This is a genomic window from Rhodoferax sp. GW821-FHT07F03 (assembly GCF_059418745.1).
The window spans coordinates 20,236-42,465 of record NZ_JBWKQM010000023.1; the positions used below are offsets into that span (position 1 = coordinate 20,236).

Genomic DNA, 22,230 nt, shown 5'->3' on the forward strand with positions numbered 1-22,230 from the left:
TATGACCGCTATCGAACGCACCATCCCAGTCCACGCCCCTTTGTCGCAGTTTCCCGTTCAGAACGGCGAGCTGGTGCTGGGCGGTATGCCTTTGTCGCAGCTGGCGGCGCGGGTGGGGCAGACGCCGTTCTATGCCTATGACCGGTCGCAGCTGCGCCAACGTGTGGCCGAACTGCGCGCGGCCTTGCCGGCCAGCGTCAAGCTGCACTACGCCATGAAGGCCAACCCCATGCCAGCTGTTGTCGGCCTGATGGCGGGTTTGGTGGACGGCATTGACGTGGCCTCCGCAGGCGAGCTCAAGGTGGCGCTGGATGCCGGTGCCGACCCGCAGGAGATCAGTTTTGCCGGCCCTGGCAAGCGCGAGTCCGAGCTGCGCCAGGCCGTGGCCTCGGGCGTGCTGGTGAACCTGGAATCCATGCGCGAAGTGCACCTGCTGGCAGAAATTTCGCAAGACCTGGGGTTGCCGGCCCGCGTGGCCGTGCGCGTCAACCCCGACTTCGAGCTCAAGGGCTCGGGCATGAAGATGGGCGGCGGCCCCAAGCAGTTCGGCGTGGACGTGGAGCAGATGCCCGAACTGTTGGCTGCCATAGGCCAGGCGGGCCTGGCGTTTGAGGGCTTTCACCTGTTCGCCGGCTCGCAGAATCTGAAGCCTGAGTCGATTTGCGAAGCCCAGCAAAAATCCTATGCCCTGGCCGTGCGCCTGGCCGATAGTGCACCTCTGCCGGTGCGCTTTCTGAACCTGGGCGGGGGCTTCGGCATTCCCTACTTCCCTGGCGAGCAGCGCATCGACTTGCAGCCGATTGGCGACAACCTGGCCGCCCTGGCCGAGCGCGCCAGGACCGAGCTGCCGCAAGCCGCATTCGTGATCGAACTCGGCCGTTATCTGGTGGGCGAGGCCGGTGTGTATGTGGCGCGTGTGCTGGACCGCAAGATCTCGCGCGGCCAGGTCTTTTTGGTGACGGACGGTGGCCTGCACCACCATTTGTCGGCCTCGGGCAACTTCGGCCAGGTGATACGCAAGAACTACCCGGTGGCCATTGGCAACCGCATGGGTGCGACGGAGACCGAGCCGGCGTCTGTGGTCGGCCCCTTGTGCACTCCGCTGGACCTGCTGGGCGACCGCATGGTCTTGCCCACGGCGCAAGAGGGGGACCTGGTGGTGGTGTTCCAGTCGGGCGCTTATGGTGCCAGTGCCAGTCCGCAGGGCTTCCTGGGCCATCCGGCTTGCGTGGAAGTGCTGGTTTGACGGTGCTGGTTTAGCGGGTGACTTTGCGCCGCGCCGTCTCAGCGCTGCTGGCGCTTGCGTGTTTCGGTGCGGGCTGTGGCCTGGCGCTGGCACATCCCGTCACGCCCATGCTGGTGCTGGCGGGCTTCTACACCCTGTGCATGGTGATGTTCTGGCTGCCCGGTGCCTGGCTGTTCCTGGTGCCTGCCTGCCTGCCCTGGTTGAATTTTTCTCCCTGGACAGGTTGGGTGGTCTTTGAAGAGTTCGACGTGCTGCTGCTGGCAGTGCTGGCTGCTGGCTATGGCCGTTGGGCCTTTTCCCCTGCACAGGCCAGACCTGCGTTGCAATGGCGCTCGTCGGCAACGGTATTGCCGGCTCTGCTGGCGGCGGCCGGCATGCTGGCCTTGCTGCGTGGCGGCTGGGATGCAGGCGGTTGGACCTGGGCTTGGTTCCAGGGCTATGCCGACCCGCTGAACAGCCTGCGGGTGGCCAAAAGCCTGCTGTGGGCGCTGCTGTGCCTGCCTTTGCTGCGCGAGACCGTGGCGCGTGCGCCTGCAGCGGTGGAGCGCGCCCTGGCCTGGGGCATGCTGACGGGCTTGGTGCTGGTAACCCTGGCCGTGTTGTCGGAGCGCGCTGCATTTCCCAATCTGTTCAACTTCACCAGCAAGTACCGTACGACGGCGTGGTTTTGGGAGATGCATGTGGGCGGGGCGGCCATAGACGCCTATTTAGCGCTGAGCACACCTTTTGCGGTTTGGGCTCTGCGTTCGGCCCGCCGACCCTGGCAATGGGGATTCGGGGCCATATTGGCGCTGGCCGTTGCCTATGCAGGCTTGACCACGTTTGCGCGCGGCGTCTACCTGTCCATGGCGGCGCCGGTGTTGTTGCTGGGCGTATGGTTTTGGCTGCAGCGTGCCGGGCTGGACCTGCGCACCTGGCTGGACGTCCTGTGGCAGCGCCGCTGGCCGGGCTGGCGAGCCCCGGCGGCCTGCTTGCTGGCCCTGGCTTTGTTGGGCGAGATCGTGGGCGTGTTGCAGGGCGGCAGCTTCATGGCCGAGCGCCTGGCGCATACCGAGCGCGACTTCGGCAGCCGTCTGGAACATTGGCAGCGCGGCCTGGATTTGCGCGACGACCCGGTGGACCAATGGCTGGGCATAGGCCTGGGCCGCTTGCCCAGCCACTATGCGCACAACTACCCCGAGGGGGAATGGCCCGGGCACGTCACATTGCAGGCAGAACCGGGTGTGCAGCGGCCTTTCATGCGTTTGCACGGCCCGGACACCGACCCCGACCTGGACGCCTATTTTTCCCTGACCCAGCGGGTGCGGCTGGAGCCGACCGAATCGTACCGGGCCAAGCTGCGGGTGCGTGTGGATGCGCCGGTGGAGGTCTACCTGCAGCTGTGCGAGCGGCATTTGCTCTACCCAGGGCGTTGCCAGGACGCATTCCTGCAGTTGGCGCCCACCGAGTCACCTTGGCAGCAGATCGACCTGCCACTGCATGGCCCGCAATTCAAACGCATGCCCTGGTATGCGCCGCGGCTGGGCATGTTGTCGGTTTCGGTGTTTGGTGGCGGCACGCATGCTGACTTCCAGTCCATTGGCCTGGCCGGGCGCAACGGCAAGGAACTGCTGGCCAACGGCGACTTTGCCCAGGGCCTGGCACGCTGGTTTCCGGCTGAACGCATTTACTTTCTGCCCTGGCATATCGATAACCTGTACCTGGAGCTATTGATCGAGCGCGGGGCACTGGGCTTGGTGCTGTGGTTGCTGTTGGTGGGCTGGGCCCTGTGGCATTTGTTGCTGGGGCGGGCGCGGCAGCAGCCGCTGGCGCCTTATCTGGCAGCGTCCTTGATCGGTGTGTCGCTGGTGGGGCTGGTCAGCAGCGTGATGGACGTGCCGCGCGTGGCTTTTCTGCCCTACCTGCTGGCGTTTTTTGCACTGTGCATGGCCAGGAGTACCGACCCGCCCAAGGCTTGAAAAATTATTTTGCTATTGAAAACATAGCTGCTTGCGCAGATTCTACCTACGCCATATGTATATTTCTTTTGGTTTTACCTTGGGTGCCGCGGGGGGAATCGCTCTGGACTTGGGACGCCGCTGCAGTGTAGGAAAATAGGGGCTAATTTCACCACCTAGCCAAGCTACCCCTTATGAGTGCTTTTAACGAAGAAACTGTCCTGAGCGTGCACCACTGGACCGACCGCCTGTTCTCCTTCACCACTACCCGCGATCCCTCGCTGCGCTTCAGCAACGGCCACTTCACCATGATCGGGTTGCGCAAGGAAGACGGCAAGCCGCTGCTGCGTGCCTACAGCATCGCCAGCGCCAACTACGAAGAGCACCTGGAGTTTCTGAGCATCAAGGTGCCGGACGGCCCACTGACCTCGCGCCTGCAGAACATCAAGGTTGGTGACACCATCATCGTCGGCAAGAAACCCACTGGCACCCTGGTGACCGATTACCTGCTGCCCGGCAAGCACCTGTATCTGCTGTCCACCGGTACCGGCCTGGCGCCGTTCCTGAGCATCGTGCGCGACCCCGAAACCTATGAACGTTTCGACCAGGTGATCGTGGTGCACGGCGTGCGCCAGGTGGAAGAGCTGGCCTACCACGATATGCTGACCGAACATTTGCCTGCCCACGAATTCCTGGGCGAGATGGTGACCGACAAGCTGCGCTACTACCCCACAGTGACCCGCGAGTCCTACCGCAATATGGGCCGCATCACCGAGTTGCTGCAAAACGGCAAGTTGTTCAAAGACCTGGAGCTGCCAGAGTTCGACCCCGCCATCGACCGTGTGATGCTCTGCGGCAGCCCCGGCATGCTGGTAGACCTGAAGCACATGCTGGAAGAGCGTGGCTTTGTGGAGGGCAATACCTCGACGCCCGGCCATTTCGTGGTCGAACGCGCGTTCGCTGAAAAATAAGCCTCTGGCGTAGGTTCTACCTGCGCAAGCAGCTACGTTTTCAATAGCGTAGCTGCTTTTTTTACGGCGTTTCAGTCCTCAAAAATGCGCGTCTGCGGGGCTTCTCCGGCGCGCACCCAGCCCCGGTACATGCCGGCGCTGATGAAGGGCAGGGCAATGTTGCCCTGGCGGTCCACTGCGATCACGCCGCCTTCTCCCCCCAACTGACCTACTTGTGCCAGCGCTGCCTGGCTGGCCTCGCTGAGCGTGGCACCGGCATAGGCCATGCGCGCGTGGATGTCGTGGCCCACGCAGGCGCGGATAAAGTATTCGCCTGAGCCGGTGGCGCAAACGGCGCAGCTTTGGTCATTGGCGTAAATGCCAGCGCCCACCAGGGGCGAATCGCCAATGCGGCCTGGGTGCTTGTTGGTCATGCCGCCGGTGGATACGGCGCTGGCCAGGTGGCCCGCACTGTCCAGCGCCACGGCGCCCACGGTGCCGAACTTGCGGGTTTCGTCCAGCGGTGCTGTAGGTGTGTGGTCCATCTGCATGCGCTGGCCGCCGTCCTGGGCCTGCAGGCGTTGCAATTGCTCCAGGCGGTGGGCGGTATGGAAGTACTCTGGCGGCATGGCCTCAAAGCCGTGTTCGCGGGCGAAGGCTTCGGCACCGTCGCCGCTGAGCAGCACAAAGCGCGAATCCATCACCGCCCGCGCCAGCTGCACCGGGTTGCGCGGCGTGCGTACCGTGGCCACGGCGCCAGCAGCCAGGTTGCGCCCATCCATCACGGCGGCGTCCATTTCATGTTCGGCGGTGGAGGTATAGACCGAGCCGCGCCCGGCGTTGAACAGGGGTTCGTCTTCCAGCGCGGTGACGGCTGCCACCACGGCATCCAGCGCGCTGCCGCCTTGGGCCAGGATGGCCTCGCCGGCCGCCAGCGCGGCATGCAGGCCGGCATGGTAAGGCGCTTCGTCGGTAGCGCCGCGGGCCATGGTGCCGGCGCCGCCGTGGACTGCCAGGGTGTAGCGGGGTGTGGTCAAACGCATCTCCTCAATGTCGGTAGGGTAGAAACTGTATCCCATGGTGGCTGGCAAAATGCCCCGATGAACCCGCCCCGTGTACGCATACAGACCCAGGACTTCGACCCCAGCAGCGAAATCGCCGCCTTGCGCCAGCACGACCGGCGCGTGGGTGCGGTGTGCAGCTTTGTCGGCGTAGTGCGCGACTTCCACCCGGACAGCGCTGGCGAGGTGCTGAGCCTGGAGCTGGAGCACTACCCCGGCATGACCGAGCGTGCTATCGAGGCCATGGTGGACCAGGCCCTGGCCCGCTTCAACATCTACGCCGCCCAGGTGATCCATCGCGTGGGACTTTTGCAGCCGTTGGACCAGATCGTCTGGGTGGCCGTCAGTTCGGCCCACCGGGGTGAGGCCTTCCAGGCCTGCGAGTTCCTGATGGACTATCTGAAAACCCAGGCACCGTTCTGGAAGAAGGAACAAACCCCCAGCGGCGCGCGCTGGGTGGATGCGCGGGTCAGCGACGACGCAGCACTGGCCCGCTGGGGCATACAGGCGCAGAACGCCTGAGCGGTTAGAGCGGACTCAGCGCGGGGAAACCTTGTTCCAGCGCAATCAACCGGTCCACCAGGGCGCTGGATGCCGGCGTCATCGGCGCGCGCAGCTCGGCTTGCATCTGGCCGTGGCGGGCCAGCCAGCCCTTGATGGGGCCGGGGTTGGGCTCGGCGAACTGACCGCTGATCCAGGGCAACAGCGGCTGCCACAGCGCGCGGGCCTGCGCCAGATCACCTGCTGCAATGGCTTGCATGACTTGTACAAAACGCTGCGTATGCCCATGGGCGCTGGCGGCAATGGCGCCCGCTCCGCCCTGGGCCAGGGTGCTGAAGATTTGCGCGTCTTCACCGGCCAGCACCTGCAGCGCACCGCTGGCGATCAGGGCCGCCGTCTTGGCTGCATCGCCGCCGCAGTCCTTGACGGCCTGGATGCGCGGGTGCTGGGCCAGCTGCAGCAGGGTGGTCAGCTCCAGCGTGGCGCCGGTGCGGTAGGGAATGTCGTAGATGATTACCGGCACTTCGGATGCCTCGGCCAAGGCTGTGAACCACTGCAGCAGCCCGGCTTGCGAGGGGCGGATATAGCAAGGTGCGGCCAGCAGCAGGCCGGCAACACCCTGTCGGCTGGTGGCGGCCACGCTGCCCCGCATCTTGGGCAGGTGGTAGCCCGATAGGCCCATCACTACGGGCAGGCCTTGGGCTGCCTCCAGTACCGTGTCCAGTACAGCTTGTTGTTCATCGGCATCCAGGGCCGCTGCCTCACCGGTAGAGCCGCAGGCGACGAAGCCTGCAATGCCGCTGCCTCGCAGGTTTTTCACCAGCCGGGCCAGCGCAGGGTGGTCTACCGCCCCGTGGTGGAACGGGGTGACCAGGGGAATCCATAAACCAGAAAAATCGCCAGAGAAATCGTTCGAAGCGCTCACACTGCATCCTTTGTTGATAACAGACCGATGGGGTAACCATCGTCAAAGGAGCGCGGGCCGAAGGGGGAGGGGAGGTATCGGTTCCATCGCTCATCTGAGGACGGAACCGCAGCTCCGGTCAGATGAGCTGGGGTTTTTTAGCGGCACCGGCAGACACGCCGCCACGGCTGCAGGGCAGCGGTGTGGAACGGAGTGGTGCGCGGGTAGGCATGCCGTTATTGTATTCAGTTCAGGTACTTGGGCCGCTCTTCCGGGTCCGGCATGTCGCTCGCCTGGGCCTGTGCGCTGCCGGCCAGCTCATGGCCCTGGCCCCAGGCGGACAGGTGCAGCGCGCGTTCCAGCAATTGCACCAGGCCGTGCACCAGCGGCGGCGCCAGCTCGACCTGGAAGCCACGTGGATTGTCCTGCTCGGGCAGCTGCTCGTTGAAGGCGATTTTCAGCGGGCCATTCGCTTCGGGGGTGATGCGTACTTCGGTGACCAGCAAGGGCTCGGTGCCCAGTGGCCAGCTGGTGGGCAGGGCGGCATCCTGGTACGGGGTGGCGAAGTCGGTCTCTTGCAGCACGGCTTCGCGCCGGAAGTCGGCCAGAATCTTTTTGCTGACCTCGTCACGCTGCATGCTGCCCAGGTCCTCCTGGCGGGCTGCGTGCTCGACCACCGCGCGGTTCAATGTAGGCCAGAGCACCAGGGTCAGGCGGCGCGTCAGCCACAGGCGCATTTCTGTGCCTTCGCGGGTATTGACGCGCACCAGTATCCGGTCCTGCGCTTCCAGGTAGCGGACCGAGAGCTGGTGGATGTTCATGGCGCGAATTTTAAATCGCAGGCCGCGGGCCTTGGTTTTACAGTGATGCTATTTTTTTGATAGCTGCTGGCGCAGATAACTACTGCGCCAGAGCTTGATTTTTATCAAATACCGGCGAGGTTGCGGCAGCGCGGAGCAGCCGTTTGGTCTTGAAATCGGCCATATTCTCCTCACGTAGCTCGGTATTGGAGATCACGATGCGACAAGACAAACTCACCACCAAATTCCAGGAAGCCCTGGGCGACGCACAAAGCCTGGCGCTGGGTGCCGACCACGGCTATATCGAACCGGCCCATGTGCTGGCCGCCATGCTGCGCCAGGACGACGGCCCGCAGGCGCTGCTGCAGCGTGCGGGCGTGAATGTGCCCAACCTGCTGGCCGCCGCCGAGGGTGCGTTGAAGAAGCTGCCCACGGTGCACGGGCAAGACCAGGTGCAACCCAGCCGCGATTTCATCAGCCTGCTGCAGGGCGCTGAGAAGGAAGCCATCAAACGCGGCGACCAGTTCGTATCCAGCGAATTGTTCCTGCTGGCGCTGACCGACAGCAAGTCCGACTTTGGCCTGCTGGTGCGCGCCAACGGCCTGACCCGCAAATCGCTGGAAGCCGCGGTGGACGCGGTGCGTGGCGGCGACAAGGTAGACAGCGCCGACGCCGAAGGCCAGCGTGAATCCTTGAAGAAATACTGCCTGGACCTGACCGAGCGCGCCCGCATGGGCAAGCTGGACCCGGTAATTGGCCGCGACGACGAAATCCGCCGTGCCATCCAGGTACTGCAGCGCCGTACCAAGAACAACCCGGTGCTGATCGGCGAACCCGGCGTGGGCAAGACGGCCATCGTCGAAGGCCTGGCCCAGCGCATCGTGGCCGGCGAGGTACCCGAGTCGCTCAAAGGCAAGCGCGTGCTGTCGCTCGACATGGCGGCCCTGCTGGCCGGAGCCAAGTTCCGCGGTGAATTCGAAGAACGGCTGAAGTCCGTGCTGAAAGAGCTGGCCAAGGACGAAGGCCAGACCATCGTTTTCATCGACGAGCTGCACACCATGGTCGGCGCCGGCAAGGCCGAGGGCGCGATGGACGCCGGCAATATGCTCAAGCCCGCGCTGGCGCGTGGCGAGCTGCACTGCGTGGGTGCAACCACCCTGGACGAGTACCGCAAATACATCGAAAAAGACGCGGCCTTGGAACGCCGTTTCCAGAAAATCCTGGTCGGCGAACCGACGGTGGAAGCCACCATCGCCATCCTGCGCGGCCTGCAAGAAAAGTACGAAGTGCACCATGGCGTGGACATCACCGACCCGGCCATTGTGGCCGCGGCCGAGTTGAGCCACCGCTACATCACCGACCGCTTCTTGCCCGATAAGGCCATCGATTTGATCGACGAGGCTGCGGCCAAGATCAAGATCGAAATGGATTCCAAGCCCGAGGTCATGGACAAGCTGGACCGCCGGCTGATCCAGCTGCAGATCGAGCGCGAAGCCGTGCGCCGCGAGAAGGACGACTCGTCGATCAAGCGCTTTAGCCTGATCGAGGAAGAGATCGTCAAGCTGCAAAAGGAAATCGCCGATTACGATGAAATCTGGCAGTCGGAAAAAGCCCAGGCCCAGGGCAGCGCGCATGTGCGCGAAGCCATCGACAAGCTGAAGTTCCAGATCGAAGAGCTGACCCGCAAGGGCGATTTCAACAAGGTGGCCGAGCTGCAATACGGCAAGCTACCCGAGCTGGAAAAGCAACTCAAGGAAGCGCAGGACAAGGAGTCCAGCAAGGGCGTGACCAGCGCGCCGCGCCTGCTGCGTACCCAGGTCGGCGCCGAGGAAATTGCCGAAGTGGTGGCGCGCGCCACCGGTATTCCGGTCAGCAAATTGATGCAAGGTGAGCGCGACAAGCTGTTGCAGATGGAGGTCAAGCTGCACGACCGCGTGGTCGGCCAGGACGAGGCCATCACCGCCGTGGCGAATGCCATCCGCCGCTCGCGCGCCGGCCTGTCTGACCCGAACCGGCCTACCGGCTCCTTCCTGTTCCTCGGCCCCACGGGCGTGGGCAAGACTGAGCTGTGCAAGGCGCTGGCCGGCTTCATGTTCGACTCCGAAGACCACCTGGTGCGCATCGACATGAGCGAGTTCATGGAGAAGCATTCCGTCGCCCGGCTGATCGGTGCGCCGCCCGGCTACGTGGGCTACGAGGAGGGCGGCTATCTGACCGAAGCCGTGCGCCGCAAGCCCTACAGCGTGCTGCTGCTGGATGAAGTGGAAAAAGCCCACCCCGACGTGTTCAACGTGCTGCTACAGGTGCTGGACGATGGCCGCCTGACGGATGGACAGGGCCGTACCGTGGACTTCAAGAACACGGTGATCGTGATGACCAGCAATATCGGCTCGCCCATCATCCAGAACATGGTGGGTCAGGATTACGAGGACATCAAGGACGCGGTGCAGGACGAGCTGAAGAACTACTTCCGCCCCGAATTCCTGAACCGTATCGACGAGACCGTGGTGTTCCATGCGCTGGACGCGAAGAATATCGAAGCCATTGCCGCGATCCAGATCAAGGTGTTGCAGGCCCGGCTGGCGAAGATGGACCTGGAACTGCAGGTTTCGCCTGCGGCGCTGGCCGAGCTGGCCAAGGTCGGCTTCGACCCGGTGTTTGGCGCCCGACCGCTGAAGCGTGCGATCCAGCAGCGCATTGAGAACCCGCTGTCCAAGCTGCTGCTGGAGGGCCGCTTTGCGCCCAAGGATGTGATTCCGGTGGACGTGGACCCGATCCAGGCGCCGGGTCAATTCAGCTTCGGCAAGGTGGCCGCTTGATGGGGCAGTTTGTCTGGCGGCTTTTTGTATGGATGCTGGCCTTGGTTTTCATCGCCAGCGCCTTGCTGGTGCTGTCAGGCATTGCCTTGCTGTGGTTGCTGCGTAGCCTTTGGGCTCGTCTGACGGGGCAGCCCGTGGCGCCCATGCGCATGTACTCGGCCGGCTGGAAAGATGTGGCGCGCACGGTGGACCGATTCTCGCAGCGTCCGCGTGCAAGCAGCGGCACGCCCGAGGTCGCTGACGTTACGGACGTGGAAGTGAAAAAGGTTTCGCCACCCTGAGTGGCGTGGCCGCAGCCGCGCCAAATACCTGTGTTTACTGCAGGCTGGCGTAGCGCGAGTTTTTGGTGGCGTACATGGCGTTGTCGGCGGCGGTCAGCAGCTCTTCCACGTTGCTGCCGTCCACCGGGTAAATCGCCAGGCCTATGCTGGTGCCGATCTGCACCATTTCACCTGTGTCCAGTGTGATGGGGGTGTTCAAGACGTCGCGGACCTTGCGGGCGATAGACATCATGGTGTTGCCATCGCTCACGGCATCGAGTATCAGCACAAATTCATCGCCGCCCACGCGTGCCACCGTGTCTACGCCGCGCACGGTGGAGGTTAGCCGCAGGGCCACGGACTGCAGCACGGTATCGCCGGCTGCATGGCCGTAACGGTCGTTCACAGGTTTGAATCCATCCAGGTCCAGCATCAGCACGGCGAAGCCTTGCTGGTTGCGTTTGGCATGCTCCATGGCGACGTTCAGCCGGTCGCCTAGCAGCTTGCGGTTGGCCAGGCCTGTCAACGGGTCGTGGTGGGCCTGCAAGGCCAGTTGCTCTTCGTTCAGGCGTAACTCGTGGTTGGCTTTCTCCAGCTCACGGGTGCGTTCCTGTACCCGGCCTTCGATCTTGCGCTCGCTTTCGCGCAGGCTGTTCAGTACAGCCAGCTCGCTCTGGTAGGCGCGCGCCTGGGCTTCAGAGGCCTCGCGGCGGCTGGTGTGGATGCGATCGGCCAGCGAGAAGGACAGCGCCAGCATTTCCACCGCCGAACCGATCAGCATGGCATGGGTGATGAAGGGGTGGGAGGGCAGCAAGCCCAGGTTGTGCAGGGCGGTGACCAGCACACCCAGCAGCAGGGTGCCCCAGGCAAAACTGAAGTGGCGTGCCCCCAAGTGTTTTTGCAGCAGGCAGTGGATGCTGACACCGACCAGCACACAGGTAAACAGGATTCCGTCGATATTGATCAGCCAGGCACACAGATGGTAGGGCAGGGTCAGTACGCAGACGGCGGTTAGGGCCATCAATCCGGCCAAGCCTTGCAGTATTTTGTCCGCCACCGGTGCCCGCATGGCCGTGCCCAGAAACTGGCGCGCAAACAGGGCAGCAAAAAAACCAGCTACCGACATGCTGAACTGGGCTGCAATATTGCCCCACCATGGTGTGTTGGGCCAGATAAATTCTTCACCAAAGCCGGTCAGCCCCAGTTGGCCGAAGACCATGCCGGTGGCAAAGCCTACATAGCTCAGATAAATGTTGTCGCGTAGCGAGACGTACAGCAGCAAGTTGTACATCACCAAGCCCAGCAGCAGACCGAAATACAGGCTGAACGCGCCATAGCTTGCATGGTCAGCCTGGGCCAGGGCTGCAGGGCGCCAAAGCTGCAATGGTATGGACAGGCTACCCTCAGATGTCACCCGCAGGTACAGGGTTTGGCTTTGGCCTGGGGTCAGTTGCAGCGGAAACACATGGTTGTGGTGCGGCAGCGGCCGTTGTGAAAACGGCATCTGGTCGCCGGATCGGAGGTGCTCGGTGCCCTTCTCGCGGCTGGTATAGAACAGGTCTATCTGGTCCAGCATCGGTGCCGCGATTTCCAGCATCCACTGGCTGGGAGCGTTGTCTTGCAGCGGCAGCTGAATGCGTAGCCAGATGGCGGAACGGGTCAGCCCAAAATTGCTGGTGCGCCCCTGGTTGGCCAGAGGGCTGAAGCGTTGCTGGTTATCTTGCTGCTGGATCTGCGCCAGCGTGAGCTCGCGGCTGGGATCGACCAGCACGGAGGTCATGGGCGTTAGGTTGGAGTAGGCGTCGGTGAAGTCCTGCTCTGCGATGGGCGGCGTGGCGGCATACCCGAAGCTGAGTGCGCAGCATGCTAGCAACGCGAGCAACAGCGCAAAGGGGGATGGAAATCGCATGGTTGGAAACATCCGAATGGGCAGCCTGCGATAGAAGAACGTTGGGTTTGCGGAAACAGGGCTCAAATGCCTCCATCTATTGTGGCTTGGCAGAAGTGCTGGGCGGGTAAAAGTTTGCACAAATATAGGTATGTGAAATACCGGAGTGCTGCGATTCTGCCTGCGACAAGGGGCTGAAAAACTCTGTTACTTCAAAATTGCACTTCAGCTTTTATTTTGTATACATTTCGAGTGAAAAAAGTGCAAAAGTGGCGTATTCGTGGACATATTCGCCGAATTTGAAGCTTGCGCCTGCAGGTTTTGCAGGGATTTCTTCTGCTGAAAAGTATGTGGAGAACGGCTTGCCAAGCAGGTGTATACGATCTGTTTTTGATTCCAAATAAATCGTAAAAATGTTTTAAGCGTTGCTGTGTTTTTGCACCCACTGAATGATCGCGCGCGCCGTACGGAAGTCATCACAGGCGCGTGCCGGCACGTCAGGGTAGCGTTGGTTCCAGATGCGTGCCAATGCCTGTCCCGGGCCTATCTCCAGCACACAGCGCACGCCCCGTGCATGCAGGTTGTCCATGCATTCATCCCAGCGCACGGTTTGAGCGATTTGCGTGGACAGCGCCTGCCCTGCCTGTATGGCATCCAGCACACGGTCTTTGGCATTGCTGAACAGCACGTGGCGTGGCCGTTGCAGTGGCAGCTTGGCCAGGGTGTGGGCAAAGCTGTCGGCTGCCGCACGCATCCAGGGGGTGTGGGATGCGATGCTGACGCGTAGGTGGGTGCAGTGTGCACCCTGCTGAATTGCGGCTTCTTCTGCCCGCGCCAGTGCGGTAAGCGGGCCGCCGAGCACCACGCTGTCGTGACCATTGCGGATGGCGATGGCAACACCGGTGTCCTTGCACAGCTGGTCCAGGGGGGCTGATGCCAGACCGCTGACTGCCAGCAGGCCACCCGGCATTTGCAGGGCGCAGCGGTCCATCGCTGCGGCCCTGTCGCTAGCAAGGTCCAGCGCCGTCTCGGCACTGAAAACCCCGGCCGCGCTGAACGCTGCCAATTCACCCACGCTATAGCCTGCGACCGCTGCGGGAGGGGGGAGTTCCGGCGCAAGCTGTTGCCAGGCAGCCAAGCCCAGGCCTGTGAGTAGGCATTGGACTACTGTGTTTTGCGCAGCCCAATCTAGGTCTTGCAGGTGGTGGCGCCAGTCGAGCACCCCTAGCTGTGTACAAGTGCGCTGTACCAATGTATCTGTGGCCAGCCAGGGCAGCATCGCTGGATGCTGCATGCCCTGACCCGAAAACACCAGCGCAAAACTCATGGACTGGGCATGCAGAGCTGGACCACCCAGCAGGCGGCAGCCAATGTGTCGGCCGCCCCGCCGGGGGAGAGATTGCTGGCGACGAAGTCGCGCCCTATAGCGTGCGCGGCTTCCGGTCCACCGGGGCTGCTTGCACCACCCGCGGCCAGGAAGCGGCGGGCCGACTGCTGGGCATGGCGCAAGCCTTGCAGGCCGCCGCGGTGGGCGAGGTTGCTGTCGTCCAGCACGGCCATCACATGGAATAGGGTGTCCAGCCGTGCTTGCTGGACGGTCAAACCCCGTGCCAGGCCGGCCGTCAGGGCCGGCACTGCCGTTTCAAACAACACAGGGAACGCCAGTGCCGCTTCTGACGAGGCGCTGCGCAGGCCATGTTTGCGGGCTGCGATGCCCCCCGGCAAGCTGGGCAGGCGTAGGGCGCGCGCGTCCAGCGCCTGCCCCCAGCCATGGCGCAAGGCCTCACGCAGCTGCTCCGGGCTGGGGGAGGCATTCGTTCGTGTGAGTGCCCCCGCTGCGGCGCACAACAAGCCCAGCATGAAAATGGCGCCGCGGTGGGTGTTGATGCCGCCGGTGGCTGCCAGCATGCGGGCTTCGGCCTGGATGCCGCAGCGCTCCAGAGCGGGGAAATCTGCGCCCAGCTGCCCCAGCTCAGCAATCGCCACAAAGTAGCTGCGTAGCGCAAACAGGCTGCGCATAAAGGTGTGCGCGTCCATGTCGCGGTGGCTGCCGCTATCGCACAGGGTGACCAGGCCGGGCTTGGGGCACAAGGCCAGCTCGTGGTACAGCGCCCGTGTCGCTGCCCGGCCAATGGTGGACGGTGTGGAGTATGGCGTGGGTGCCGTCCAATGCAGTGGCTGCGCACGGGTCATTACACCAACTCCGCTGTGCTTGCTGTGCGCCAGAACGGCGCATATTCCAGCGTGGCGCCGTGCAGGCGCTTAACCAGCACGGCTGTGCTCTTGCCGGATCGCCAGGCGGCCCATTCGCGCCAGGCGACAGCCGCACCGGCGTCAAACACGAGCTCGCCATCGAGGCGCAGCCGTGGAGCCGCAAAGCTTTGCAACAACGTGACCACGGCGTCGGCCTGGCGTCCATCCGATACGGTGATGCATAGATCGATATCGGATTCGGCGTGTATGTGGTCCAGCCCGGTGAGCCGCTGCCAACCATAGCTGCCATACACCCGGGCGTTGGCCTGGCAGCTGTTGAGCTGCTCGCACAGCTGCCGCCATGGCGCGCGTGCGGGGACGGCCAGCAAGCCCAGCACCTCGGTGGCGCGTGGAAATGCGTCGAAGTAGAGGATGGCGCTGCGCGGTACGGCCAGCGTGATGCGCCGCTTGTCCCAGCGGGCCGGCGCTGGCAGACCCAGGGCTACCGTGTGTGGCAGCTCGCTGGCGGTCTGGCGGGTGACCACCAGCGGCAAGCGCTGGGCGGCCCAGTAGCGGATGCAGTCCTCTGTTAGAGCATCCCATGGCCGTTCCAAAACCTGCTGCCAGCCGGCGTCTGTCAGCCAGGCGATCTGGTGGCGGTGCAGCGGTGTCATGCCGCATCCAGTACCTGTTGCACCACGGCGGCCGACATCTTGCGGCCGCCGCGTTCGGTACCAATGATGGCGCGCAGGTCTTGTGTTGGCGCGTGCGCCAATGCGTCACGCAAAGCCGCTGGCAAATCGCCCTGCCACAGGGCCTGCACACCGCCCATGGCCACATAGTTGCCCACGCCGGGGGCGAATACGGGGTTGGACTGCGATAGTGCGGTCAGCATCTCTTCAGGCAGTTTGGTGACGCGGGCCATGGCGGGGATGCGCATCACGCGGATCTCGGCTTCGGGCAGCGCGTAGCAGGCGTCGGCAATCAAACCCGAGGTGATGAAGCCGCCCGACAGTGCCTGGTCGTACACCAGGCCGATGACCCTGTGTTCCTGGCGCCGCGCCAGGTCGATGGCCATGCCCAGATGCGTCATCGCGCGGTTGATGCCCAGCAGCTCGTCACGCCGGCGCAGTTGCTGGCCCTGGGTGTCGATCAGCAACAGGATGGGCCGGCCGGGGTGGCGGGCGATGGTGTCCAGCACCACCCGAGCCTGGGCCAATGCCAGCTGGATGCCAATGGGGGCGTGGTGGGTGGTGCCCAGCACCGCCAGCGGCTGGCCGTCAAACGTGACTGTGCCCTGCAAAAAGTCACCGTCGGCGCTGATGCCATGGTCGGGGCCGAAGAGTTGGGTGGCGAGGCTGTTCCAGTTCATGCGTTGACTCCCAGGGTGCGTGTTTCCGCCACATCCATGTCCGGCACGCGGGCGGCATCGGTAACGCCCAGGCGCCGCCAGAGGGCCGTGGCCTGGTCGCCGCTGTCGTCCAGTGGGCGTAGGCGTGCGGTAAGCAGGGCGTGTTCGGCTTCTAGTGTCTGCAAGGTCACAGCTCGGGCGGCGTGTAATGCTGCGATGGCGGCGTTGCGGAATGCGGCCACATCGTCTTCCACCAGCGCATCGCAGTCGCCGGTGAGCCAGCGGTGTTTGCCACCGGTGGTGCGCCAGACCAGCGCCCGGTCACGCGAGTCAAATTCGTCCACGCCGTGGCTAGCTTCGATCACCTCTGGGCCGGACATGGCCAGGCGACCGACGTCGCTCATCACGATATGGTCGGCGCAGCGCGCCACGATGCCCATGCCGCCAAAGCAGCCATTGGCGCCGCCTATCAGCACGATCACCGGAATACCTGCGGCGCGCGCATCCAACACGGCGCGCATCACTTCGGACACCGCAATCAGCCCGGCATTGGCTTCGTGCAGCCGGACCCCGCCAGATTCGGCTAGCAGCAGCACGGCTTTCGGCCGATCCCGCAGCGCGCGCTGCAGCAGGCCGACCAGCTTGGCACCATGTACCTCGCCCACGCCTCCGCCCATGAATTCGCCTTCTTGGGCCGCCACAAAAATGGGGTGACCGTCCAGGGTGGCGCGGCCAATCGCTACGCCGTCGTCAAAGGCCGACGGCACGCCGAGCTGCGCCAGGTGCGGGCTGGTGACGCGTGCCGATGGCGGCAGCCATTCATGGAAGCTGCCAGGGTCCAGCACCTGGGCTAGGCGTTCGCGTGCTGTGCATTCGACATAGCTGATCATGTGGAGGCCTCTGGAGTTTTGGGCAATTCGGCCACGGCCTGGTCCAGGCGCAGGCTGACTACGGCGGGCGTCGCGCCCATGTCGTTGATGGAAATACGTACGCCGGCAAGCGGGTGGCGGGCATGGAAATCGTCCACCACCGCCTGCCAGATCGGGCCGAAGCCGCGTGCCGAGGTTTCTACGCGCACCGCGCAGCAGGTGCCGGCTGCGGCTTCCAGCATCACTTCCAGGTTGCCCGAGCCGACCACGCCGACCAGGATGGGGGCGAAGCTGCCGGCGGGCCGGCCTGCGCTGTAAGAAAAATCCAGGGTTTCCAGCCCTGCGGGAATGTCGCTCATGCTGCTTGTACTCCTACCAGTTTCTGAAACGTTTGGGTGGCTGGTACAGCCCGCCGGAGGCGCGCACCAAGTCGCGCATGCTGCGTGCAGCCAGCAGGTTGCGCGTGGCATCGCGCGGGTCAATCCCCAGGTCTTGCGGGCGCCGGATGATGCCGCGGTCGCGCAGGTTTTCTACCGCACGCTTGTCGCGCGCCAGGCCCACCGCCGTGTAACCGGCGACGCCGCGTATCGCCTGCTCGCGCTCGGTGTCGCTGCGGCACAGCAGCAGATTGGCAATGCCTTCTTCGGTCAGGATGTGGGTCACATCGTCGCCGTAGACCATGATCGGTGGCAAGGCCATATTTGCTTGCTCCTGCAGCGTCCAGGCGTCCAGCCGCTCCACAAAGGCGGGCTGCATGTGCTCACGGAAGGTCTCCACCATCTGCACCACCAGCTTTTGCCCACGTGGTGTTCCGGCGGCGCCGCTGCGGCCGTCGCGGGCCTCGCGCCCGGCTTTCAGCCAGGCTGGGCTGGCGTGGCGGCGGCCGCGCGCATCGGCGCCCATATTGGGTGCGCCGCCAAAGCCGGCGATGCGGCCCAGCGTGGCGGTGGAGCTATTGCCATCCAGATCCATCTGCAGGGTCGAGCCTATGAACAAGTCGCAGGCGTAGTGGCCGGCCGCCTGGCTGAAGGCGCGGTTGCTGCGCAGGCTGCCGTCCGGGCCGGTGAAGAACACGTCGGAGCGGGCTCGGATGTAGTCCTCCATGCCCAGCTCGGAGCCGAAGGAGTGGATGGATTCGACCCAGCCCGCTTCGATGGCCGGGATCAGCGCCGGATGCGGGTTCAGTGCCCAATGCTTGGCGATCTTGCCCTTCAGCCCCAGCGACTCCGCGTAGGTGGGCAGCAGCAGCTCGATGGCGGCGGTGTCGAAACCGATGCCGTGGTTCAGACGCTCGACGCCGTATTCGGCGTAGATGCCCTTGATCGCCATCATGGCCATCAGCACCTGGATTTCGCTGATCTGCGCCGGATCGCGGGTGAATAGCGGTTCGATCAGGTTCGGACGCGGCGCTTTCACCACAAAACTGATCCAGCCCGCCGGGATGTCGATGCGCGGCAGGCTGGTGCTGCCGTCTACCAGCTCATTGACCTGGGCGATGACGATGCCGCCCGAGAAGGCCGTGGCCTCGACGATGGCCGGCGTGTCCTCGGTGTTCGGCCCGGTGTAGAGATTGCCCTCGGCATCGGCCGCATGCGCCGCCACCAGTGCCACCTTGGGCGTCAGGTCGACAAAGTAGCGGGCAAACAGCTCCAGATAGGTATGGATGGCGCCGATCTGGATGCGGCCGCTGGACACCAACCGTGCCAGCCGTGCGCCCTGCGGGCCGGAGAAGCTGAAGTCCAGCTTGCTGGCTACGCCGTTCTCAAAAATGTCCAGGTGCTCTGGCAGCGCCAGCACGGATTGCACCATGTGCAGGCCATGGACTTTGTGCGGATCGACCTGTACCAGCGCCTGCGCCAGGAAGTCGGCTTGCTTCTGGTTGTTGCCCTCCAGGCAGACCCGGTCGCCAGGTTCGATCACCGCTTCCAGCAGTGCGGCGATGGCTTCGGTTGCCACATGCTTGCCGCGTAGCTGCAGCCCCAGGGCCTGGGCAGCACGTGCCAGCCGGGCGGTGCGGTTGTCTGCCTTGGTGTTCCAGTTCACACGGTCCATAGTCATATCCTCAATAACCACATCTTCAGATCCTCAAGCCACCAGGGCTTTGGTGGCAAAAAACAGTACCGATGGGCCCATCAGGCAGCCCAGGCCGGTGTGAAAAGTCGCCACCAGCGCGCCATAGGGCACCAGTTTGCGGTCGGTCGCGGCCAGGCCGGCGGAGACGCCGCTGACCGTGCCGGCCAGCCCGCCAAACACCATCGCCGAGCGCGGCGTCTTCAGGCGCAGGAACCGCGCCGCCACCGGCGTGCCGACCATCACCAGGATCGCCTTGATCAGGCCGGTGGCAATGCTCAGCGCCATCACGTCTGAGCTGGCGCCAATCGCAGCACCTGTGACCGGGCCGACGATATAGGTGACGGCACCTGCGCCGATGGTGGTCATGCTCACTGCATCCCGGTAGCCAAAGCTCCAGGCCACGCTGGCACCCACGATGAATGGCAGCAAGGTGCCCAGCAGCAGAGCGACTACGCCGATCAAACCGGCCTTGCGGGCTTCGGTGGCCTGCACTTCGAAGGCGGTGGCGACGATGGCGAAGTCGCGCAGCATGGCACCCCCCATCAGTCCGATGCCGCCGAACAGCGACATATCGGCCAGGCCCTTGTGCCCGCCGGTTTGTGTGCCGCCCCAGTAGGCCAGCACCAGGCCGATGACGATGGCGATGGCCGAGCCGTGCACCCGGCCAAAAGTCAGCTTGCGTGAGATCACGCCAGACAGCATCACAATCAGGCCCACCACGGCGAAGGCGGTGACCAGGCCGTTGGCGGCCGCGGCTTTTTGCAGAATTTCTAGCATGGTGGTCATTTCAGGTGGGTTGCGGGCTGGGCATTGGGAAGCGTTGCGGCATCAACGGCTGCAGCCGGCTCTTCAATGCGTTCCATGCGGTTGATCAGGGATATGACCACGGCACAGAGGCCGACCGCGCCGATTGCCGACAGCAGTGCCAGATGGCCGCCGCGCAGTGCCGATACCACGTCCTGTTGTGCCGCCATGGCGACCACCACCGGGATGTACATGGCACCCCAGTACTCCACACCCGCCTCGGTGAGTTTGGGCAGGATGTTGCGTTTTTGCATACTTAGGCGCGCAAAAATCAGCAGCAGCATAGCGATGCCGACGCCGCCAACATTGGTTTTGACGCCCATGGCCTGCCCGAGCAAGTCACCTAAAAAAATCCCCAGCAAATGGCATGCTGCCAGTAGCGCGGTGCCGTAAATAATCATGTCTGTCTCCTGGTTATGGCGCATGTCAGCGCTATTTTTTGGAAGCCTTGCCAAGCGGCGGGGCACGGCGGGGCTTCTCGGAGTGGAATGTACCGAGCCAGCCGCGACAGAACAATTAAGCAGAAGAGGGGATGTTTACGGCAGGTGAAACGATCGGGGGTTTACCCGGGCAATGCTGTATCTCAGGCCAGGCGGGTCTGCGACATGCGGCAGACCGACAGCAGCGTCAGCAGATTCGGGTCGCGTTCGCGGCTGCGTAAAAAGCTCAGACCTATGGTCTGGCGCATCAGGTATTTGGGCTGCAGCGGAATCAGCTGCACTTTGTGCGGAAACACATCGCGCACCCGGCCCGGCAGCAGCGTGCAGCCTAGGCCGCCGCTGACCAGGTTCATCAGCGAAAAGATGTCGCCGGTCTGCATCACCACGTTCGGCGTGAATTCGGCAATGCGAAAGGCCTCCTGGAAGCCCTTGTAGGTGGCAAAGCCTTCGCTCAGGCTGACGAAGCGTTCGTCGGCGCAACTGCTCAGGTCCACCGCCGCCATGTCGGCGTAGCGCGAGCCCACCGGCGCGGCAAAGTAGATGTCATCTTCGAACAGCGGCAGCGATTCGACATCCGGCGCGTCATCGGGCACGGCCATCAGCGCGGCATCGATGGCGCCCTGGGCCAGTTTCTGCAGCAGCACGGCGTTCGAGCCCAGCACCAGCTCGGGTTGCAGCTCGGGCTTGCGCACCTTCAGGTCGACTAGCAGGGTCGGCACGGTCTTGATGGTCAGCGAATACAGCGAGCCGATGCGGATCTGGTGGGATGCATAGCCGGCTGCCTGGCGGGTAGCGCGCACACCCTCGGCCATCAGATGCAGCACGTCTTTTGCGGCCTCGGCCAGTACCTGGGCCGCATGCGTGGGTATCAGGTTGCGGCCTTCGTGGCGGAACAGCGCGCAGCGCAGACCTTCTTCCAGCGCATGCAAGGCCCGGTGCACGCTGACCGTGCTGGTGTCCAGCACCTCGGCAGTACGCGTCAGATTGCCTTCCTGCATGAAGGCCAGAAAGATTTCCAGCCGACGAAAGGTGATTTCGTCTCCGACGCGGGATGTCATGCTCAGACCTTGGCTTTATCGGCTTCGCTGGTGAACGAGTCGGCGAAGAAGGCGTCGCTCGGCAGGCCGGCTTTGGCGATGTAGTCAGCCTGGGCTGAGTCCACCACGATGGGCGCACCGCATGCATAGACCTCGTGGCCGGACAAATCCGGCAGGTCTTGCAGCACCGCTTGGTGCACGAAGCCGGTGCGGCCGGTCCAGTTGTCTTCGGGTAGCGCGTTGGAGATCACGGGCACGTAAGTCAGGTTCGGCATATTTGCCAACTGGGCCTGCACCCAATCGTTCAGGTACAGATCGCCAGGGCGGCGGCCACCCCAGTACAGCGTGGCCGGGCGGGTGATGGCCTTGTGCTGCATGTGTTCCAGGATGGCCTTGATGGGCGCAAAGCCGGTGCCCGAGGCCAGCAGCACGATGGGTTTGTCGGAGTCTTCGCGCAGGTAGAAGCTGCCGTACGGGCCTTCAATGCGCTGGATTTCTTTCTCTTTCATCGCGCCGAACACATGGTCGGTGAACTTGCCTCCGGGCATGTGGCGGATGTGCAGTTCCATCGCAGGGCCGGTGTGCGGCGCATTCGCCATGCTGTAGCTGCGTCGCGCGCCATCACGCAGGATGAATTCGATGTACTGGCCGGGGTGGTAGCGCAGGGTGTCGTTGGCCGGCAGCTGTAGTTTGATGACCATGACGTCGCTAGAGACCTTCTCCAGCGTGGTCACGCGCGAAGGCATCTTCTTGATCGGGAAGGCGCTCTCGTCCGTCACCTGGCGCGACTCCAGCACCACGTCGGTCAGCGGCATGGCGCAGCAGGTCAGTACCAGGCCGGCGGCTTCTTCCTCGTCGCTCAGCGCCTTGCTCTGGTGCGGGCCGTGGAACACCATGCCTTCGAGTTTCTTGCACTTGCAGGAGCCGCAGGCGCCGTCCTTGCAACCGTAGGGCAGTCCGATGCCCTGGCGGATGCCGGCCGCCAGGATGGATTCGTCGGCCGTGGCGGCAAAACTGCGGCCGCTGGGCTGTACGGTGATACTGAAAGCTTGCGGAGTGGGGACGGGATGGGTCATGGTTTCGTTATGCTCGGTCAG

General features: G+C 63.8%; 21 protein-coding genes. 6 read left to right on the plus strand and 15 right to left on the minus strand.

Going from position 1 to position 22,230, the window contains the following annotated elements; genetic code table 11:
* Nucleotide 1: 1 nt before the first annotated feature.
* From AC07R0_RS25170 to AC07R0_RS25180, 3 genes are all read left to right on the plus strand, one after another.
* Nucleotides 2-1,246 (plus strand): pyridoxal-dependent decarboxylase, exosortase A system-associated, encoded by a 1,245-nt coding sequence (locus tag AC07R0_RS25170; RefSeq protein WP_495106943.1) that lies wholly within the window; start codon nucleotides 2-4, stop codon nucleotides 1,244-1,246.
* A 17-nt stretch (nucleotides 1,247-1,263) separates the two neighbouring features.
* Complete coding sequence (locus tag AC07R0_RS25175) at nucleotides 1,264-3,204, plus strand: O-antigen ligase family protein (protein WP_495106944.1); 1,941 nt, start codon at nucleotides 1,264-1,266, stop codon at nucleotides 3,202-3,204.
* A gap of 173 nt (nucleotides 3,205-3,377) precedes the next feature.
* On the plus strand, nucleotides 3,378-4,154 hold the full coding sequence (locus tag AC07R0_RS25180; protein WP_495106945.1) for a ferredoxin--NADP reductase: 777 nt from the start codon (nucleotides 3,378-3,380) through the stop codon (nucleotides 4,152-4,154).
* A 71-nt stretch (nucleotides 4,155-4,225) separates the two neighbouring features.
* Here the strand turns inward: AC07R0_RS25180 and AC07R0_RS25185 are convergent, their stop codons facing one another.
* On the minus strand, nucleotides 4,226-5,176 hold the full coding sequence (locus AC07R0_RS25185; protein WP_495106972.1) for an isoaspartyl peptidase/L-asparaginase family protein: 951 nt from the start codon (nucleotides 5,174-5,176) through the stop codon (nucleotides 4,226-4,228).
* Between the two features lie 57 nt (nucleotides 5,177-5,233).
* Here AC07R0_RS25185 and AC07R0_RS25190 point away from each other — a divergent pair, with 57 nt between their 5' ends.
* Nucleotides 5,234-5,716, plus strand: a complete 483-nt coding sequence (locus AC07R0_RS25190) for a molybdenum cofactor biosynthesis protein MoaE (protein ID WP_495098845.1) — start codon at nucleotides 5,234-5,236, stop codon at nucleotides 5,714-5,716.
* Between the two features lie 4 nt (nucleotides 5,717-5,720).
* Here the strand turns inward: AC07R0_RS25190 and dapA are convergent, their stop codons facing one another.
* Nucleotides 5,721-6,620: a 4-hydroxy-tetrahydrodipicolinate synthase gene (gene dapA, locus AC07R0_RS25195; RefSeq protein ID WP_495106946.1), complete on the minus strand. Its 900-nt coding sequence runs from the start codon at nucleotides 6,618-6,620 to the stop codon at nucleotides 5,721-5,723.
* 224 nt (nucleotides 6,621-6,844) lie between these two features.
* Nucleotides 6,845-7,420: a hypothetical protein gene (locus AC07R0_RS25200; RefSeq protein ID WP_495098847.1), complete on the minus strand. Its 576-nt coding sequence runs from the start codon at nucleotides 7,418-7,420 to the stop codon at nucleotides 6,845-6,847.
* 197 nt (nucleotides 7,421-7,617) lie between these two features.
* Between AC07R0_RS25200 and clpB the strand changes: the two genes are divergently transcribed.
* Both clpB and AC07R0_RS25210 read left to right on the plus strand, forming a co-directional pair.
* A complete protein-coding gene (clpB, locus tag AC07R0_RS25205; RefSeq protein WP_495106947.1) occupies nucleotides 7,618-10,218 on the plus strand; it encodes an ATP-dependent chaperone ClpB in 2,601 nt (866 codons plus the stop codon).
* Nucleotides 10,218-10,499 (plus strand): hypothetical protein, encoded by a 282-nt coding sequence (locus AC07R0_RS25210; RefSeq protein ID WP_495106948.1) that lies wholly within the window; start codon nucleotides 10,218-10,220, stop codon nucleotides 10,497-10,499. The genes clpB and AC07R0_RS25210 overlap by 1 nt, the downstream gene beginning before the upstream one ends.
* 34 nt (nucleotides 10,500-10,533) lie before the next feature.
* On the opposite strand, the gene AC07R0_RS25215 is transcribed toward AC07R0_RS25210, so the two are convergent.
* The 12 genes from AC07R0_RS25215 to AC07R0_RS25270 form a co-directional block, all read right to left on the minus strand.
* Entirely contained in the window at nucleotides 10,534-12,387 is a 1,854-nt protein-coding gene (locus AC07R0_RS25215) for a diguanylate cyclase domain-containing protein (protein ID WP_495106949.1), read from the minus strand.
* Nucleotides 12,388-12,784: 397 nt separating this feature from the next.
* On the minus strand, nucleotides 12,785-13,693 hold the full coding sequence (locus tag AC07R0_RS25220) for a malonate decarboxylase subunit epsilon (RefSeq protein WP_495106950.1): 909 nt from the start codon (nucleotides 13,691-13,693) through the stop codon (nucleotides 12,785-12,787).
* The gene (gene mdcB, locus AC07R0_RS25225) at nucleotides 13,690-14,559 is read right to left on the minus strand and encodes a triphosphoribosyl-dephospho-CoA synthase MdcB (RefSeq protein WP_495106951.1); all 870 of its coding nucleotides are present in this window, start codon (nucleotides 14,557-14,559) and stop codon (nucleotides 13,690-13,692) included. Before mdcB ends, AC07R0_RS25220 begins: the two co-directional genes overlap by 4 nt.
* Nucleotides 14,559-15,233 carry a malonate decarboxylase holo-[acyl-carrier-protein] synthase gene (mdcG, locus tag AC07R0_RS25230; RefSeq protein ID WP_495106952.1) on the minus strand — a complete coding sequence of 225 codons (675 nt, stop codon included), beginning with the start codon at nucleotides 15,231-15,233 and terminating at the stop codon, nucleotides 14,559-14,561. The genes mdcB and mdcG overlap by 1 nt, the downstream gene beginning before the upstream one ends.
* Nucleotides 15,230-15,931 (minus strand): biotin-independent malonate decarboxylase subunit gamma, encoded by a 702-nt coding sequence (locus AC07R0_RS25235; protein ID WP_495106953.1) that lies wholly within the window; start codon nucleotides 15,929-15,931, stop codon nucleotides 15,230-15,232. The genes mdcG and AC07R0_RS25235 overlap by 4 nt, the downstream gene beginning before the upstream one ends.
* Entirely contained in the window at nucleotides 15,928-16,800 is an 873-nt protein-coding gene (locus AC07R0_RS25240) for a biotin-independent malonate decarboxylase subunit beta (RefSeq protein ID WP_495106954.1), read from the minus strand. The genes AC07R0_RS25235 and AC07R0_RS25240 overlap by 4 nt, the downstream gene beginning before the upstream one ends.
* Nucleotides 16,797-17,138, minus strand: a complete 342-nt coding sequence (mdcC, locus tag AC07R0_RS25245; protein WP_495106955.1) for a malonate decarboxylase acyl carrier protein — start codon at nucleotides 17,136-17,138, stop codon at nucleotides 16,797-16,799. Before mdcC ends, AC07R0_RS25240 begins: the two co-directional genes overlap by 4 nt.
* Nucleotides 17,139-17,151: 13 nt before the next feature.
* A complete protein-coding gene (gene mdcA / locus AC07R0_RS25250; protein WP_495106956.1) occupies nucleotides 17,152-18,831 on the minus strand; it encodes a malonate decarboxylase subunit alpha in 1,680 nt (559 codons plus the stop codon).
* 33 nt (nucleotides 18,832-18,864) lie between these two features.
* Nucleotides 18,865-19,629, minus strand: coding sequence for a malonate transporter subunit MadM (gene madM, locus AC07R0_RS25255; RefSeq protein ID WP_495106957.1), 765 nt, complete (start codon nucleotides 19,627-19,629; stop codon nucleotides 18,865-18,867).
* A 5-nt stretch (nucleotides 19,630-19,634) separates the two neighbouring features.
* The gene (gene madL, locus AC07R0_RS25260) at nucleotides 19,635-20,057 is read right to left on the minus strand and encodes a malonate transporter subunit MadL (protein ID WP_495106973.1); all 423 of its coding nucleotides are present in this window, start codon (nucleotides 20,055-20,057) and stop codon (nucleotides 19,635-19,637) included.
* A gap of 182 nt (nucleotides 20,058-20,239) precedes the next feature.
* Nucleotides 20,240-21,154: a LysR family transcriptional regulator gene (locus tag AC07R0_RS25265; RefSeq protein WP_495106958.1), complete on the minus strand. Its 915-nt coding sequence runs from the start codon at nucleotides 21,152-21,154 to the stop codon at nucleotides 20,240-20,242.
* Between the two features lie 2 nt (nucleotides 21,155-21,156).
* Nucleotides 21,157-22,209, minus strand: a complete 1,053-nt coding sequence (locus tag AC07R0_RS25270) for a CDP-6-deoxy-delta-3,4-glucoseen reductase (RefSeq protein WP_495106959.1) — start codon at nucleotides 22,207-22,209, stop codon at nucleotides 21,157-21,159.
* Nucleotides 22,210-22,230: the final 21 nt, after the last annotated feature.

Bases quoted from the DNA above. Each gene is read 5' to 3' on its own strand.
- AC07R0_RS25170 (WP_495106943.1), top strand. From the start codon at position 2: ATGACCGCTATCGAACGCACCATCCCAGTCCACGCCCCTTTGTCGCAG.
- AC07R0_RS25180 (WP_495106945.1), top strand. From the start codon at position 3,378: ATGAGTGCTTTTAACGAAGAAACTGTCCTGAGCGTGCACCACTGGACC.
- AC07R0_RS25185 (WP_495106972.1), bottom strand. From the start codon at position 5,176: ATGCGTTTGACCACACCCCGCTACACCCTGGCAGTCCACGGCGGCGCC.
- AC07R0_RS25190 (WP_495098845.1), top strand. From the start codon at position 5,234: ATGAACCCGCCCCGTGTACGCATACAGACCCAGGACTTCGACCCCAGC.
- AC07R0_RS25200 (WP_495098847.1), bottom strand. From the start codon at position 7,420: ATGAACATCCACCAGCTCTCGGTCCGCTACCTGGAAGCGCAGGACCGG.
- clpB (WP_495106947.1), top strand. From the start codon at position 7,618: ATGCGACAAGACAAACTCACCACCAAATTCCAGGAAGCCCTGGGCGAC.
- AC07R0_RS25210 (WP_495106948.1), top strand. From the start codon at position 10,218: ATGGGGCAGTTTGTCTGGCGGCTTTTTGTATGGATGCTGGCCTTGGTT.
- AC07R0_RS25215 (WP_495106949.1), bottom strand. From the start codon at position 12,387: ATGCGATTTCCATCCCCCTTTGCGCTGTTGCTCGCGTTGCTAGCATGC.
- AC07R0_RS25220 (WP_495106950.1), bottom strand. From the start codon at position 13,693: ATGAGTTTTGCGCTGGTGTTTTCGGGTCAGGGCATGCAGCATCCAGCG.
- mdcB (WP_495106951.1), bottom strand. From the start codon at position 14,559: ATGACCCGTGCGCAGCCACTGCATTGGACGGCACCCACGCCATACTCC.
- mdcG (WP_495106952.1), bottom strand. From the start codon at position 15,233: ATGACACCGCTGCACCGCCACCAGATCGCCTGGCTGACAGACGCCGGC.
- AC07R0_RS25235 (WP_495106953.1), bottom strand. From the start codon at position 15,931: ATGAACTGGAACAGCCTCGCCACCCAACTCTTCGGCCCCGACCATGGC.
- AC07R0_RS25240 (WP_495106954.1), bottom strand. From the start codon at position 16,800: ATGATCAGCTATGTCGAATGCACAGCACGCGAACGCCTAGCCCAGGTG.
- mdcC (WP_495106955.1), bottom strand. From the start codon at position 17,138: ATGAGCGACATTCCCGCAGGGCTGGAAACCCTGGATTTTTCTTACAGC.
- mdcA (WP_495106956.1), bottom strand. From the start codon at position 18,831: ATGGACCGTGTGAACTGGAACACCAAGGCAGACAACCGCACCGCCCGG.
- madM (WP_495106957.1), bottom strand. From the start codon at position 19,629: ATGCTAGAAATTCTGCAAAAAGCCGCGGCCGCCAACGGCCTGGTCACC.
- madL (WP_495106973.1), bottom strand. From the start codon at position 20,057: ATGATTATTTACGGCACCGCGCTACTGGCAGCATGCCATTTGCTGGGG.
- AC07R0_RS25265 (WP_495106958.1), bottom strand. From the start codon at position 21,154: ATGACATCCCGCGTCGGAGACGAAATCACCTTTCGTCGGCTGGAAATC.
- AC07R0_RS25270 (WP_495106959.1), bottom strand. From the start codon at position 22,209: ATGACCCATCCCGTCCCCACTCCGCAAGCTTTCAGTATCACCGTACAG.